Genomic DNA, 14,237 nt, shown 5'->3' on the forward strand with positions numbered 1-14,237 from the left:
CCACGATCCCCACGGAGGAACGCGATGCGCCAACCAGCCACCCACGCGGGCGAGTCCGCGGGCAGAGCGCGACGGCTCCTGCTCGCGGTGCTCCTCGCCGCCACGACCACCCTCCTCGGCCCGGTGTCCGCCGCCACCGCCGAGGACGACTCCCCGACCGCCCTCGCCGCCAAGCGCCTCGGCATCACCATGCAGGCACAGGCCAAGACCAACTGGTGCTGGGCCGCCGGTGGCAACACCATCGCCACCTGGTTCGGCCGCTCCTACTCCCAGAACCAGTTCTGCAACGCCGCGTTCAACCGGCAGCAGGGCCAGGACTGCCCCAACTGGCAGGCCACCCTGGGCAACGTGCAGACCGGGCTGCGCTGGGCGGGCGTCGCCCCGGGCTCGTACGTCGACGGCTGGCTGCGGTACTCCACCGTCCGGGCCGAGATCGACGCGGACCGCCCCGTGGAGACCCGGATCCAGTGGGCGAGCGGCGGCGGCCACATGCACGTCGTGTACGGCTACGACGACGCCGACGGCTGGGTGTACTGGGGCGACCCCTGGCCCTCCAGCAGCCGCTACAACTGGGCGTCCCACGCCTGGTACGTCGACAACGGCTCCTTCTCCTGGACCCACTCGCTCTACCGGACAGGGGCGTGAGAACGATGACCCCACGTCGTGCGACGGCAGCGGCAGCGCTGACCGCCGCGCTCACCGTCCTCGCCGTCCCCACCGCGACCGCCGCCGGCACCCCGGACGCGGCGGTCGGCGCCCCCGCCACGCTCGACACCCTCTCCCGGTTCTTCGCCCGGGACGGGGCGGCCGTGACGCGTGACGCCGGCCGCCCCCGTGTCGAGGGCCGCGCCGTCCCCGTCCGCCTCCTGTCACCGGACTTCGTGGCGGGCAGGGCGGGGGCACCGGTCGCCCGGGTCGAGTTCCACGCGTCCCGGGCGGTCTCGTCCGACGGGCGGAAGGCCTCCGTGTGGACCGCCCGCCGGGGCGCGAACGGCTGGCGGGTGGTGAACATCGCGACCGGTGACGACGAGATCCGGTACGCGGAGGAGGGCGCCCGGCGGCTGCCCGGGGGCACGGTCTTCCGGGAGCCCCAGATCGACGCCTGGTACGTCCACCGGGGCACCAGGGTGCTCCCGCTCGACGAGGACGCGGTGCGCGCCGTGGGGGCCGGCGGCACGACGCTCGCCGCCTACCGGGACCGGGTGGCGGCGGCGTACGGGGACAAGCTGCCCGGTTCGGCGTACGCGAGGCGGGGAGCGGCGGGCGGGTACGGAGCCCCCGCGGGCCCGGCACCCGTCACCCCGGGCGGCCCGTCCGCCGCCGCGTCCACCGGGCCCGCCGCGTCCACCGCGTCCCCCGGAGCCACCGCGCCCGTCGCGGCAGCCGCGGCGGCTGCCCTGGCCGCCTCCGCCCTGGTGCTGACCGGCGCCCTGCGCGCCCTGCGGCCGCGCCGCCGCCGGGACTGACGCCCGGAGCGCCCTCCGCGGGCCGGCCGGCGGGGCACCGCCCCCACGCGAGCCCCGCCGGCCGGCCTCCCCCCGCATCGCGGGGGCACCCGTGGTGTCGGTGGACGCCAGTAGGGTGTGAGGCATGGCAGACCCCTCCAGCTACCGCCCCAAGCCGGGACAGATCCCCGACTCGCCGGGGGTCTACAAATTCCGTGACGCGCACCGCCGGGTGATCTACGTCGGGAAGGCGAAGTCCCTGCGCCAGCGGCTCGCCAACTACTTCCAGGACCTGGCGGGCCTCCACCCGCGCACGCGCACCATGGTGACGACGGCCGCCTCCGTCGAGTGGACCGTCGTCTCCACCGAGGTCGAGGCGCTCCAGCTGGAGTACTCCTGGATCAAGGAGTTCGACCCGCGGTTCAACGTCAAGTACCGCGACGACAAGAGCTACCCGTATCTGGCCGTCACCCTCAACGAGGACTTCCCGCGCGTCCAGGTCATGCGCGGCCAGAAGAAGAAGGGCGTCCGGTACTTCGGCCCGTACAGCCACGCCTGGGCCATCCGCGACACGGTCGACCTGCTGCTGCGCGTCTTCCCCGTGCGGACGTGCTCGGCCGGCGTGTTCAAGAACGCCGAGCGCACCGGCCGACCCTGCCTCCTCGGCTACATCGGCAAGTGCTCGGCCCCGTGCGTCGGCCGGGTCGACCCGCAGGAACACCGGGAGCTGGCCGAGGAGTTCTGCGACTTCATGGCCGGCCGCACGGGCACCTACATCCGCCGCCTGGAGAAGGACATGGTGCTGGCGGCCGAGGACATGGAGTACGAGAAGGCCGCCCGGCTCCGCGACGACATAGAGGCCCTGAAGCGGGCCATGGAGAAGAGCGCCGTCGTCCTCGCCGACGCCACCGACGCCGACCTGATCGCCGTCGCCGAGGACGAGCTGGAGGCGGCCGTGCAGATCTTCCACGTCCGCGGCGGCCGGGTGCGCGGCCAGCGGGGCTGGGTCACCGACAAGGTGGAGGCCGTCGACACCGCCGGCCTCGTCGAGCACGCGCTTCAGCAGCTGTACGGCGAGGAGAGCGGCGACGCCGTCCCCAAGGAGGTGCTGGTCCCCGCCCTCCCCGAGGACCTGGAAGCCGTCACCCAGTGGCTGTCCGGCCGCCGGGGCTCCCAGGTGTCCCTGCGCATCCCGCAGCGCGGCGACAAGAAGGCGCTGATGGAGACGGTCGGCCGCAACGCCCAGCAGGCCCTCGTCCTGCACAAGACGAAGCGCGCCAGCGACCTCACCACCCGCTCGCGCGCCCTGGAGGAGATCGCGGAGGCCCTGGACCTGGAGACGGCCCCGCTGCGCATCGAGTGCTTCGACATCTCCCACCTCCAGGGCGAGGACGTCGTCGCGTCCATGGTCGTCTTCGAGGACGGCCTGCCCCGCAAGAGCGAGTACCGCCGCTTCCAGATCAAGGGCTTCGAGGGCCAGGACGACGTCCGCTCGATGCACGAGGTGATCACCCGTCGCTTCCGCCGGTACCTCGCCGAGAAGGAGAGGACCGGCGAGTGGGCCCTGGAGGAGGCCGACGGAGAGGTCCCCGCGCAGACCCCGGAGGACGACGGCCGGCCCAAGAAGTTCGCCTACCCGCCGCAGCTGGTGGTGGTGGACGGCGGACAGCCGCAGGTCGCCGCCGCTCAGCGGGCCCTCGACGAGCTCGGCATCGACGACGTGGCCGTCTGCGGGCTCGCCAAGCGCCTGGAGGAGGTCTGGCTGCCCGGCGACGACGACCCGGTGGTCCTGCCCCGCTCCAGCGAGGGGCTGTACCTCCTGCAGCGGGTCCGTGACACGGCGCACGACTTCGCCATCCGCTACCAGCGCACCAAGCGCCACAAGCGGATACGGACCAGCCCGCTGGACGCCGTCCCCGGTCTCGGCGACGCCCGCAAGCAGGCGCTGATCAAGTACTTCGGCTCGGTGAAGCGCCTGAGGCAGGCGACAATCGAGCAGATCTGCGAGGTGCCGGGGTTCGGCCGGAAGACCGCCGAAGCCGTGGCCGTGGCCCTCGCCCAGGCGGCTCCGGCCGCTCCCGCCGTGAACACGGCGACAGGAGAGATCATGGATGAGGACGACGGGGGAACGGGACATGTCTGAGCACCACCCGACGGCCGTGCCGGATCCGGCGGCGACGGCGGGACCACGGCCGACAGCGCGAGAAGACGGAGCAGCACACGTGAGTACGGGCACGACGATCGAGGCCGGAGAGGCCGCCGAGGCGGCCATCCCCGAGCTGGTGATCATCTCCGGCATGTCCGGCGCCGGTCGCAGCACCGCCGCCAAGTGCCTGGAGGACCTCGGCTGGTTCGTCGTCGACAACCTGCCGCCCGAGCTGATCCCCACCATGGTGGAGCTCGGCGCCCGCTCCCAGGGCAATGTGGCGCGCATCGCCGTCGTCGTCGACGTGCGCGGCCGCCAGTTCTTCGAGAGCCTGCGCGAGTCGCTCGCGCTCCTCGACGCCAAGCAGGTCACCCGCCGGATCGTCTTCCTGGAGTCGTCTGACGAGGCCCTGGTCCGCCGCTTCGAGTCGGTGCGCCGCCCGCACCCCCTCCAGGGCGACGGCCGGATCGTCGACGGCATCGCCGCCGAGCGCGACCTGCTGCGCGAGCTGCGCGGCGACGCCGACCTGGTGATCGACACCTCCAGCCTCAACGTCCACGAGCTGCGCGCCAAGATGGACGCCCAGTTCGCGTCCGACGAGGAGCCGGAGCTGCGCGCCACGGTCATGTCGTTCGGCTACAAGTACGGCCTGCCGGTCGACGCCGACCTGGTCGTGGACTGCCGCTTCCTGCCCAACCCGCACTGGGTGCCGGAGCTGCGCCCGTACACCGGGCTCAACGAGGAGGTGTCGGGCTACGTCTTCAACCAGCCCGGCGCCAAGGAGTTCCTCGACCGGTACACCGAGCTGCTGCAGCTGGTCTCCACCGGTTACCGCCGCGAGGGCAAGCGGTACGTGACGATCGCCGTGGGCTGCACGGGCGGCAAGCACCGTTCCGTCGCCATGTCCGAGAAGCTCGCCGCCCGGCTCGCCTCGGAAGGGGTCGAGACCGTCGTCGTCCACCGGGACATGGGGCGCGAGTGAGGCAGCACCGCCGGCGTACGACGCTGTCCGTCCGTACGCTCCGCAGGCGCGGTACCCAGCCCAAGGTCGTGGCCCTCGGCGGCGGCATGGGCCTGTCCGCGTCTCTCGCCGCGCTGCGCCGCATCACCGGTGACCTGACCGCCGTGGTCACGGTCGCCGACGACGGCGGGTCCAGCGGCCGGCTCCGGGAGGAGCTCGGCGTGCTGCCGCCCGGGGACCTGCGCAAGGCCCTGGCGGCGCTGTGCGGCGACGACGACTGGGGCCAGACCTGGTCCCGCGTCATCCAGCACCGGTTCCAGTCCAAGGGCGACCTCCACGAGCACGCGGTCGGCAACCTGCTGATCGTCGCCCTGTGGGAGCAGCTCGGCGACCACGTCCAGGCGCTCGACCTCGTCGGCCGGCTGCTCGGCGCGCACGGGCGGGTGCTGCCCATGTCGGCCGTGCCGCTGGAGCTCCAGGCGCTGGTGAAGGGCCATGACCCCGACCGCCCGGACGACGTGGACACCGTCCGGGGCCAGGCGACCGTGGCGCTCACCCCGGGTGAGGTGCAGTCCGTCCACCTGGTGCCGAACGACCCGCCCGCCGTGCCGGAGGCGGTCGCGGCCGTGCTCGACGCGGACTGGGTGGTGCTGGGTCCCGGTTCGTGGTTCTCCTCGGTGATCCCCCACCTGCTGGTGCCCGAGCTGCTGGAGGCGCTCGTCGAGACCAAGGCACGCCGGGTCCTGTCGCTGAACCTCGCACCGCAGCCCGGAGAAACCGAGGGCTTCTCCCCGCAGCGTCATTTGGAGGTTTTGGGACGACACGCCCCTAAACTCGCCCTGGACGTGGTGCTGGCCGACGAGGCCGCCGTGCCCGACCGCGAGTCCCTCGCAGATGCCGCCAAGCGGCTCGGTGCCGCGGTCGAGCTGGCCCCGGTGGCGAGGAAGGACGGCTCGCCGAAGCACGACCCGGAGCTGTTGGCCGCCGCGTACGACCGTATTTTTCGGATGCATGGAAGGATCGGCCCATGGCGATGACGGCAGCGGTGAAGGACGAGATCTCCCGGCTTCCCGTCACCCGGACCTGCTGCAGAAAGGCGGAGGTCTCGTCGATCCTGAGGTTCGCCGGCGGGCTGCACCTGGTCAGCGGGCGGATCGTGATCGAGGCGGAGCTGGACACCGCGATGGCGGCCCGCCGCCTGAAGCGGGACATCGCGGAGATCTTCGGGCACGGTTCCGAGCTGATCGTGATGGCGCCGGGCGGACTGCGGCGCGGTTCGCGCTTCGTCGTGCGGGTGGTGGCGGGAGGCGACCAGCTGGCGCGCCAGACCGGACTGGTGGACGGCCGGGGCCGCCCCATCAGGGGCCTGCCGCCGCAGGTCGTGTCGGGTGCCACCTGTGACGCGGAGGCCGCGTGGCGCGGTGCGTTCCTGGCGCACGGCTCGCTGACCGAGCCGGGCCGCTCGTCGTCCCTGGAGGTGACCTGCCCGGGCCCGGAGGCCGCGCTCGCGCTGGTCGGCGCGGCGCGCCGGCTCTCCATCGCGGCCAAGGCCCGCGAGGTGCGGGGCGTGGACCGCGTGGTGGTACGGGACGGTGACGCGATCGGCGCGCTGCTGACCCGCCTCGGGGCGCACGAGTCGGTGCTGGCGTGGGAGGAGCGGCGGATGCGCCGCGAGGTCCGTGCCACCGCCAACCGGCTGGCCAACTTCGACGACGCCAATCTGCGCCGTTCGGCGCGCGCCGCGGTCGCGGCCGGGGCCCGGGTGCAGCGTGCCCTGGAGATCCTCGGCGAGGAGGTGCCCGAGCACCTCGCGGCGGCCGGCCGGCTGCGCATGGAGCACAAGCAGGCCTCCCTGGAGGAGCTGGGCGCCCTGGCCGACCCGCCGCTGACCAAGGACGCGGTCGCCGGCCGGATCCGCCGCCTGCTGGCCATGGCCGACAAGCGGGCGCAGGACCTGGGCATCCCCGGCACGGAGTCGAACCTCACCGAGGAGATGGCCGACGGCCTCGTCGGCTGATCCCGGGGGAGTCTTCCGGCCCGGCCCGGCAGGACGGTGGGACGGTGAGGCGCGCGGGCACGGTCCCGGACCCGTCGAGAAGGCCCGAGCCGGTGGCCGATGGCCCCGGCCCCGGCGGTGGAGACGGCCGGTGCTCCGGTGGCTGACGGCGTCCGTCCCCCGCGGGCGCCGGGTGCCTTCGCCGACGTCCGCCGGCCGGCCCGCGGACCTCCGGCCCGCCTTCCGCGGGGCTTCCCGACCGTCCCGCCCGGCCCTCGTGCCGGCCGGGGGCCGGGGCGGCGGAGTCCGGCCGGTGCCCCCGAGGCGCTATTGACATGATCATGAAGAGTCATGAGCCTGGCGCCTGTCCACTTTCGTGGCAGACAACAGCAAGGGGGGCACATGGGACGCAGAGCGAGAGCGATCCTCGCCGCGGCTTCACTGCTGGTGACCGGGCTGGCGGCGGCACCCGTCGCCGGGGCGGAGCAACAGGACGGCGGGACCGGCGGAGGCGCCGACAGCCTCTCCGTATGGCACGCCGAGGTGACCGAGGAGCAGGTTCCGCTCCTGCTCGACGCCGGCGCCGACGGTCACGAACTGACCGAACAGGTACCGGACGAGGGCACCGCCACCATCGAGCTGTACCTCACGAAACGGCAGGCCGAGGACCTGCGCGACCAGGGCGTCGAGCTCACCGGGCACGACCTCGCCAAGGCCGCCGAGAAGCGCGTCGCCGCCGCCGGTGACGGCGTCTTCCGGCCGTACGGCGGCAAGGGCGGCCTCAAGGAGGAGATCCTGGCGACCGCGCGGGCCCACCCGGCCCTCACCAAGGTCGTCAGCATCGGCCGGACCGTCCGGGGCCAGGACATCCTCGCCCTGAAACTCTCCAGGAACGCGAAGAAGTCCGGGGACGGGACCAAGCCCGCCACCCTGTACCTCTCCAACCAGCACGCCCGCGAGTGGATCACCCCCGAGATGAACCGGCGGCTCCTCCACCACTACCTCGCCGGCTACGGCAAGGACCCGCGGATCACGAGGATCGTCGACACCACCGAGCTGTGGTTCGTGCTCTCCGCCAACCCGGACGGCTACGACCACACGCACGCCGCCCCCGCCAACCGCCAGTGGCGCAAGAACCTGCGCGACAACAACGGCGACGGCAGGATCGCGCCGGGCGACGGCGTCGACCTCAACCGCAACTTCTCCTACAAATGGGGCTACGACGACGAGGGATCGTCCCCCGACCCGGCCGACGAGACCTACCGGGGCACCGGCCCCATGTCCGAACCCGAGACCAGGGCCGTCGACGCCTTCCAGAAGCGGATCGGTTTCCAGTACGGCATCAACTACCACTCCGCCGCCCAGCTGATCCTCTACGGCGTCGGCTGGCAGGTCGCCACCGACACCCCCGACGACGTGCCCCTCAAGGCCCTGGCCGGGACCCCGGACAAGCCCGCGATCCCGGGCTACCGCCCCCAGGTCTCCTCCGAGCTGTACACCACCAACGGCGAGGCCGACGGCCACGCGGCCAACGTCAACGGGATGCAGATGTTCACCCCGGAGATGTCGACCTGCGCCACCGCCTCCCGCGTCGACCCGAACGACGCGTGGGAACCGGCCGACTGCGCGTCCGTCTTCACCTTCCCCGACGACGAGAAGCTCATCCAGCAGGAGTTCGCCAAGAACGTCCCGTTCGCGCTCGCCGTCGCCGAGTCCGCCGCCCGCCCCGACGACCCGGTCTCCCCGGCCGGCGCCGGCGCCCCGGCCTTCGTCCCCGACACCTTCACCACCTCCTACGCGTACGAAGGCGCCGACCAGGAGGTCGCCGTGACCGCCCGCAAGTCCCTGCGGGACAAGGAGCTCAAGTACCGCGTCAACGGCGGCCGTACGCACGACCAGCGGCTCCGCGCCTGGAAGGGCGGCGAGACGTACGGCGGCGAGGACAACCTCTACTACGACGAGTACCGGGCCGAGGTGCAGGACGGCGAACCCGGCGACACCGTCGAGGTCTGGTTCACCGGCCGGACCCGCGACGGCGCACGCGTGTCCTCGACCCCCTTCACGTACACGATCGCCGCACGTCCGCGGGGCGACACCCTCGTCCTCGCCGAGGAGGGCGGCACCACCCCGGCGCGGCACGCCGCCGCCTACACCGCCGCGGTGCGGGACAACGGCCGCAGGGCCGCCGTCTGGGACGTCGCCACCCAGGGCACCCCGCACCCGCTCGGCGTGCTCGGCCACTTCACCACCGTCGTCCGGTACACCGGCGCCGGCCGGCCCTCCGGTGACACCACCCTCGCCGTACGGGAGTACCTCAACGAGGGCGGCAAACTCGTCGAGGCCGGTGAGCACGCGGGCGGGTACGTCGACATCGGCCGCGCCGACTCGGACGACTTCGCCCAGTACTACCTCGGCGCCTACCGCCGCTCCGGCATGGCGGCCCCCGGAGCCTTCCGCGGCACCGGCCGCTTCGCCGGTACGGAGGCGCCGCTCGCCGACGCGCCCGGCAACCCGCTCGACAGCGCAGGCGCCTACACCGTCACCTCCGAGACCCTCGACCCGAAGCGGTTCCCGCAGTTCCGCAGCGCCGCCGCGGGCGACTACCCCGGGGTGCGCACCCCCTTCGAGCCCTACGAGGGCGACACCTTCGCGGCCGCCCGGCACGCCGACAACGCCTGGATGCGGCTCACCCGGACCGTCGACCTGACCGGCACCGGCGCCGCGGCGAAACCCACGCTGCGCTTCCGGCTCAGCCACGACACCGAACCCGGCTACGACAACGTGATCGTCGAGGCCCGCACCGTGGGCCGGGACGACTGGACGACCCTGCCCGACGCCCACGGCCGCTCCTCCACCGCGGTGCCGGCCGACTGCGCCGAGGGCTACTACCTGGCAGGGCACCCCTTCCTCGCGCACTACCTCACGCTCGGCGAGGACGGCTGCACCGCCACCGGCACCACCGGCGCCTGGCACGCCTTCACCGGCACCTCCGGCGGCTGGCAGCCGGTCTCCGTCGACCTGAGCGCCTACGCGGGCAAGCGGGTCGAGCTGTCCGTCTCCTACGTCTCCGACCCGGGGACCGGGGCGACGGGTGTCTTCGTCGACGACACCGCGCTCGTCGCCGGCGGCACCACCCGGGACGGCGAGGGCTTCGAGACCTCCCTCGGCGCCTGGAGCGTGCCAGGCCCGCCGGCCGGCAGCCCGGGCAACACCGCCGACTGGTCCCGCTCGCCGGCGCTGTTCCACTCCCGGGCGGCCGTCACCACCCGTGACACCGTCCTGCTCGGCTTCGGACTGGAGCACGTGCGCGGCTCCACCGAGCGCGCCCGACTGCTCGGCACCGCACTGCGCAACCTCCGGCACTGACGAGCGCACACCCGCACCGACGAGCGCCCCGAGCTGACGTTCGGTAGCCGCTCGAACGCCCCGGCGGACCGTACTGTCCAGTAGGAAAAGGGTTCCGGTCCGCCGGGCGCGTACGGGTGCGCTCGATGTCACTCCGCCGCCTGGGGAGAGGTAGGGTCGTAAGCGGTCGGGGACATCCCTAATAGAAACTCGCCGGGCGTCGAAACCCGGCGTACCTAACGAGGAGATCGGTTCGTGACGATCCGCGTAGGCATCAACGGCTTTGGCCGCATCGGTCGTAACTACTTCCGCGCGCTGCTGGAGCAGGGTGCAGACATCGAGATCGTGGCTGTCAACGACCTGGGTGACACTGCGACCACGGCCCACCTGCTGAAGTACGACACCATCCTGGGCCGCCTCAAGGCCGAGGTGACCCACACCGCCGACACGATCACCGTCGACGGCCACACCATCAAGGTGCTCTCCGAGCGCAACCCGGCCGACATCCCCTGGGGCGAGCTGGGCGTCGACATCGTCATCGAGTCGACCGGCATCTTCACGAAGAAGGCCGATGCCGAGAAGCACATCGCCGGTGGCGCGAAGAAGGTCCTCATCTCGGCTCCGGCCACGGACGAGGACATCACCATCGTCATGGGTGTCAACCAGGACAAGTACGACGCGGCCAACCACCACGTCATCTCCAACGCCTCCTGCACCACCAACTGCGTGGCGCCGATGGCCAAGGTCCTCGACGAGAACTTCGGCATCGTCAAGGGCATGATGACGACGGTCCACGCGTACACCAACGACCAGCGCATCCTGGACTTCCCGCACAAGGACCTCCGCCGCGCCCGCGCCGCCGCGGAGAACATCATCCCGACCTCGACGGGCGCCGCCAAGGCCACCGCCCTGGTCCTCCCGCAGCTGAAGGGCAAGCTGGACGGCATCGCCATGCGCGTCCCGGTCCCGACCGGCTCGGTCACCGACCTGGTCCTGGAGCTCGACCGCGAGGTCACCAAGGACGAGATCAACACCGCCTTCCAGAAGGCCGCCGAGGGCCAGCTGAAGGGCATCCTCGAGTACACCGAGGACCCGATCGTCTCCTCCGACATCGTCAACTGGCCCGCCTCCTGCACCTTCGACTCGCAGCTCACGATGGTCCAGGGCAAGCAGGTCAAGGTCGTCGGCTGGTACGACAACGAGTGGGGCTACTCCAACCGCCTCGTCGACCTGACCGTCTACGTCGGCGGCCAGCTCTAAGAAACCGGGGACCAGGGCAGGCACTTCGATGTGAGCGCAGGGCTCGGGCAGCGCAACGCCGCGCTGTACGAGCCCTGACGCTTGCGCCGATCTTCCAAGGAGTACGGAGCAACAGGGACAGATGAAGACGATCGACGAGCTTCTCCGCCAAGGTGTCGAGGGCAAGCGGGTATTCGTCCGCGCCGACCTCAACGTGCCGCAGGAAGGCACCACCATCACCGACGACGGCCGCATCCGCGCCGTCCTCCCCACCGTCAAGGCGCTGACCGAAGCCGGTGCCAAGGTCGTCGTGGCCTCGCACCTCGGCCGCCCCAAGGGCGAGCCGGACCCCGCCTTCACGCTGCGCTTCGCCGCCTCCCGGCTCGGTGAGCTGCTCGGCCGCCCCGTCGCCTTCGCCGGCGACACCATCGGTTCCGAGGCCCACTCCGCCGTCGAGGGCCTCGGGAACGGCGAGGTCGCCGTCCTGGAGAACCTGCGCTTCAACGCCGGTGAGACGTCCAAGGACGACGCCGAGCGGGCCGAGTTCGCCGCCCGCCTCGCCGCCCTCGCGGACGTGTACGTCGGTGACGGCTTCGGCGCCGTGCACCGGGGCCACGCCTCGGTGTACGACCTGCCGCGCCTGCTGCCCGCCTACGCCGGCTACCTGATCGCCACCGAGGTCGGCGTCCTCAAGAAGCTCACGGACGACGTCCGGCGCCCGTACGTCGTGGTGCTGGGCGGCGCGAAGGTCTCCGACAAGCTGGGCGTCATCGACCACCTGCTGGAGAAGGCCGACCGGATCCTCATCGGCGGCGGCATGGCGTACACCTTCCTCAAGGCCAAGGGCCACGAGGTCGGCATCTCGCTCCTCCAGGAGGACCAGGTCCCGGCATGCCTGGACTACCTGGCCCGTGCCGAGAAGAAGGGCGTGGAGTTCGTCCTCCCCGTCGACGTGCTGGTCTCCCCGGAGTTCCCGGACCTGAAGACCAAGGCCCCGGCCCACCCGACGCTGGTCGCCGCGGACGCCATCCCGGCCGACCAGGAGGGTCTGGACATCGGTCCCGAGACCCGCAAGCTGTACGCATCGAAGCTCGCCGACGCGGCCACCGTCTTCTGGAACGGCCCCATGGGCGTCTTCGAGCACCCCGACTACGCCGAGGGCACCAAGGCCGTCGCCCAGGCGCTCGTCGACTCCCCGGCCTTCACGGTCGTCGGCGGCGGAGACTCCGCCGCGGCCGTGCGGACCCTGGGCTTCGACGAGGACGCATTCGGCCACATCTCGACCGGCGGCGGCGCGAGCCTCGAGTACCTCGAAGGCAAGACGCTTCCCGGCCTCGCCGCACTGGAGGACTGACCCTCAATGACCGCCCGTACCCCGCTGATGGCGGGCAACTGGAAGATGAACCTCAACCACCTCGAGGCCATCGCCCACGTCCAGAAGCTCGCCTTCGCCCTGACCGACAAGGACTACGAGGCCGTCGAGGTCGCCGTCCTCGCGCCCTTCACCGACCTGCGTTCCGTCCAGACCCTGGTCGACGGCGACAAGCTGAAGATCAAGTACGGCGCCCAGGACATCTCGGCGCACGACTCCGGCGCGTACACCGGTGAGATCTCCGGTGTGATGCTGTCCAAGCTGAAGTGCACCTACGTCGCCGTCGGCCACTCCGAGCGCCGTCAGTACCACGCCGAGACGGACGAGGTCTGCAACGCCAAGGTGAAGGCGGCCTTCCGCAACGGCCTGCTCCCGATCCTCTGCGTCGGCGAGGGCCTCGACATCCGCAAGGCCGGCGACCAGGTCTCCTACACGCTCGCGCAGCTCGACGGCGGCCTGAAGGACATCCCGGCCGAGCAGGCCGAGACCATCGTGATCGCGTACGAGCCGGTGTGGGCCATCGGCACCGGCGAGGTCGCCACGCCCGAGGACGCGCAGGAGGTCTGCGGGGCGATCCGCGGGCGCCTCGCCGAGCTGTACTCCAAGGAGCTGGCCGACAAGGTCCGCATCCAGTACGGCGGCTCCGTCAAGGCTTCGAACGTGGCCGCGATCATGGCCCAGCCCGACGTGGACGGCGCCCTGGTGGGCGGCGCGGCGCTGGACGCCGAGGAGTTCGTCAAGATCGTCCGGTTCCGCGACCAGTGAGTCCGGTTCCGCGACCGGTGAGTATGCGGTAGGGCGGAATCGTCGTACCCTTGCGGGGGCCGAGGCTCTTCATTCGGAGCCTGGGCCCCCGTCGTCCGTAGACGTCCGATAGTCCGTGTAATCCGAGAATTGCCAGGAAGTAGGGTCCAGCCGTGGTTATGGGGTTCTCGATCGCCCTCATCGTCTTCAGCGCGCTGCTGATGCTGCTGGTGCTGATGCACAAGGGGAAGGGCGGCGGCCTCTCCGACATGTTCGGTGGCGGCATGCAGTCGTCCGTCGGTGGCTCCTCGGTCGCCGAGCGCAACCTGGACCGCATCACCGTGGTCGTCGGTCTGCTGTGGTTCGCGTGCATTGTCGTACTTGCTCTCCTGATCAAGCTGGACAACTGACGTTACGGTTCCGCGTCCCGGGGAGGGGTGTAACTCCAATCACTGGACGCGCGTTGGGCCTTACGTAGACTGGGGCATCTTCGAGCACCATCACGCAGGGAGTTACAACCGTGGCAAGTGGCAACGCGATCCGGGGAAGCCGGGTCGGCGCGGGGCCGATGGGGGAGGCCGAGCGGGGCGAGTCCGCGCCGCGACTCCGCATCTCCTTCTGGTGCTCGAACGGGCACGAGACGCAGCCGAGCTTCGCGAGTGACGCGCAGGTCCCCGACACCTGGGACTGCCCGCGGTGCGGGTTCCCGGCCGGCCAGGACCGGGACAACCCGCCGGACCCGCCGCGCACCGAGCCGTACAAGACGCACCTCGCGTACGTACGGGAGCGGCGCAGCGACGCGGACGGCGAGGCGATCCTGGCCGAGGCACTGGCGAAACTCCGCGGCGAGATCTGAGCGACGAGGGCCCTGTGGGTGGATTCCACCGACAGGGCCCCTTTTCCGTCCCCCGCCGCCCGCATTCCTCCACCGCCCGCTGCCGGTCCCTCCCGGCGGCGCGTGTGCCCCGTCCCGCCGTCCGCCCGCACCA

The 14,237-nt window shown here is 71.8% G+C and carries 12 protein-coding genes; all 12 read left to right on the plus strand.

All coding sequences use genetic code 11. The features are described 5' to 3' along the window. Window positions 1-24: 24 nt before the first annotated feature. The 12 genes from A4V12_RS32480 (at window position 25) to A4V12_RS32535 (ending at window position 14,104) form a co-directional block, all read left to right on the plus strand. Window positions 25-645 carry a papain-like cysteine protease family protein gene (locus A4V12_RS32480; protein ID WP_064073079.1) on the plus strand — a complete coding sequence of 207 codons (621 nt, stop codon included), beginning with the start codon at window positions 25-27 and terminating at the stop codon, window positions 643-645. A gap of 5 nt (window positions 646-650) precedes the next feature. After that, window positions 651-1,466 carry a hypothetical protein gene (locus A4V12_RS32485; RefSeq protein ID WP_064073080.1) on the plus strand — a complete coding sequence of 272 codons (816 nt, stop codon included), beginning with the start codon at window positions 651-653 and terminating at the stop codon, window positions 1,464-1,466. A 124-nt stretch (window positions 1,467-1,590) separates the two neighbouring features. After that, the gene (gene uvrC / locus A4V12_RS32490; RefSeq protein WP_064073081.1) at window positions 1,591-3,588 is read left to right on the plus strand and encodes an excinuclease ABC subunit UvrC; all 1,998 of its coding nucleotides are present in this window, start codon (window positions 1,591-1,593) and stop codon (window positions 3,586-3,588) included. After that, a complete protein-coding gene (gene rapZ / locus A4V12_RS32495; RefSeq protein ID WP_234372424.1) occupies window positions 3,581-4,573 on the plus strand; it encodes an RNase adapter RapZ in 993 nt (330 codons plus the stop codon). Before uvrC ends, rapZ begins: the two co-directional genes overlap by 8 nt. Beyond that, complete coding sequence (locus A4V12_RS32500; RefSeq protein ID WP_064073083.1) at window positions 4,570-5,589, plus strand: gluconeogenesis factor YvcK family protein; 1,020 nt, start codon at window positions 4,570-4,572, stop codon at window positions 5,587-5,589. Before rapZ ends, A4V12_RS32500 begins: the two co-directional genes overlap by 4 nt. Then, complete coding sequence (gene whiA, locus A4V12_RS32505) at window positions 5,580-6,569, plus strand: DNA-binding protein WhiA (protein ID WP_064073084.1); 990 nt, start codon at window positions 5,580-5,582, stop codon at window positions 6,567-6,569. Before A4V12_RS32500 ends, whiA begins: the two co-directional genes overlap by 10 nt. A 381-nt stretch (window positions 6,570-6,950) precedes the next feature. Next, window positions 6,951-9,914 (plus strand): M14 family metallopeptidase, encoded by a 2,964-nt coding sequence (locus tag A4V12_RS32510; RefSeq protein WP_064073085.1) that lies wholly within the window; start codon window positions 6,951-6,953, stop codon window positions 9,912-9,914. Window positions 9,915-10,148: 234 nt separating this feature from the next. Next, the gene (gene gap, locus A4V12_RS32515) at window positions 10,149-11,153 is read left to right on the plus strand and encodes a type I glyceraldehyde-3-phosphate dehydrogenase (protein WP_064073086.1); all 1,005 of its coding nucleotides are present in this window, start codon (window positions 10,149-10,151) and stop codon (window positions 11,151-11,153) included. A 121-nt stretch (window positions 11,154-11,274) separates the two neighbouring features. Further along, window positions 11,275-12,486: a phosphoglycerate kinase gene (locus A4V12_RS32520; protein ID WP_064073087.1), complete on the plus strand. Its 1,212-nt coding sequence runs from the start codon at window positions 11,275-11,277 to the stop codon at window positions 12,484-12,486. A 6-nt stretch (window positions 12,487-12,492) separates the two neighbouring features. Continuing rightward, window positions 12,493-13,269 carry a triose-phosphate isomerase gene (tpiA, locus tag A4V12_RS32525; RefSeq protein ID WP_064073088.1) on the plus strand — a complete coding sequence of 259 codons (777 nt, stop codon included), beginning with the start codon at window positions 12,493-12,495 and terminating at the stop codon, window positions 13,267-13,269. 158 nt (window positions 13,270-13,427) lie between these two features. Continuing rightward, on the plus strand, window positions 13,428-13,658 hold the full coding sequence (secG, locus tag A4V12_RS32530) for a preprotein translocase subunit SecG (protein ID WP_064073089.1): 231 nt from the start codon (window positions 13,428-13,430) through the stop codon (window positions 13,656-13,658). A gap of 110 nt (window positions 13,659-13,768) precedes the next feature. After that, on the plus strand, window positions 13,769-14,104 hold the full coding sequence (locus tag A4V12_RS32535; protein ID WP_003957010.1) for an RNA polymerase-binding protein RbpA: 336 nt from the start codon (window positions 13,769-13,771) through the stop codon (window positions 14,102-14,104). The last annotated feature ends 133 nt before the right edge of the window (window positions 14,105-14,237 follow it).

The organism is Streptomyces noursei, assembly GCF_001646665.1.
In the GTDB taxonomy this organism is placed as follows: domain Bacteria; phylum Actinomycetota; class Actinomycetes; order Streptomycetales; family Streptomycetaceae; genus Streptomyces; species Streptomyces lavendulocolor.

Bases quoted from the DNA above. Each gene is read 5' to 3' on its own strand.
- A4V12_RS32480 (WP_064073079.1), top strand. From the start codon at position 25: ATGCGCCAACCAGCCACCCACGCGGGCGAGTCCGCGGGCAGAGCGCGA.
- A4V12_RS32485 (WP_064073080.1), top strand. From the start codon at position 651: ATGACCCCACGTCGTGCGACGGCAGCGGCAGCGCTGACCGCCGCGCTC.
- uvrC (WP_064073081.1), top strand. From the start codon at position 1,591: ATGGCAGACCCCTCCAGCTACCGCCCCAAGCCGGGACAGATCCCCGAC.
- rapZ (WP_234372424.1), top strand. From the start codon at position 3,581: ATGTCTGAGCACCACCCGACGGCCGTGCCGGATCCGGCGGCGACGGCG.
- whiA (WP_064073084.1), top strand. From the start codon at position 5,580: ATGGCGATGACGGCAGCGGTGAAGGACGAGATCTCCCGGCTTCCCGTC.
- A4V12_RS32510 (WP_064073085.1), top strand. From the start codon at position 6,951: ATGGGACGCAGAGCGAGAGCGATCCTCGCCGCGGCTTCACTGCTGGTG.
- A4V12_RS32520 (WP_064073087.1), top strand. From the start codon at position 11,275: ATGAAGACGATCGACGAGCTTCTCCGCCAAGGTGTCGAGGGCAAGCGG.
- tpiA (WP_064073088.1), top strand. From the start codon at position 12,493: ATGACCGCCCGTACCCCGCTGATGGCGGGCAACTGGAAGATGAACCTC.
- secG (WP_064073089.1), top strand. From the start codon at position 13,428: ATGGGGTTCTCGATCGCCCTCATCGTCTTCAGCGCGCTGCTGATGCTG.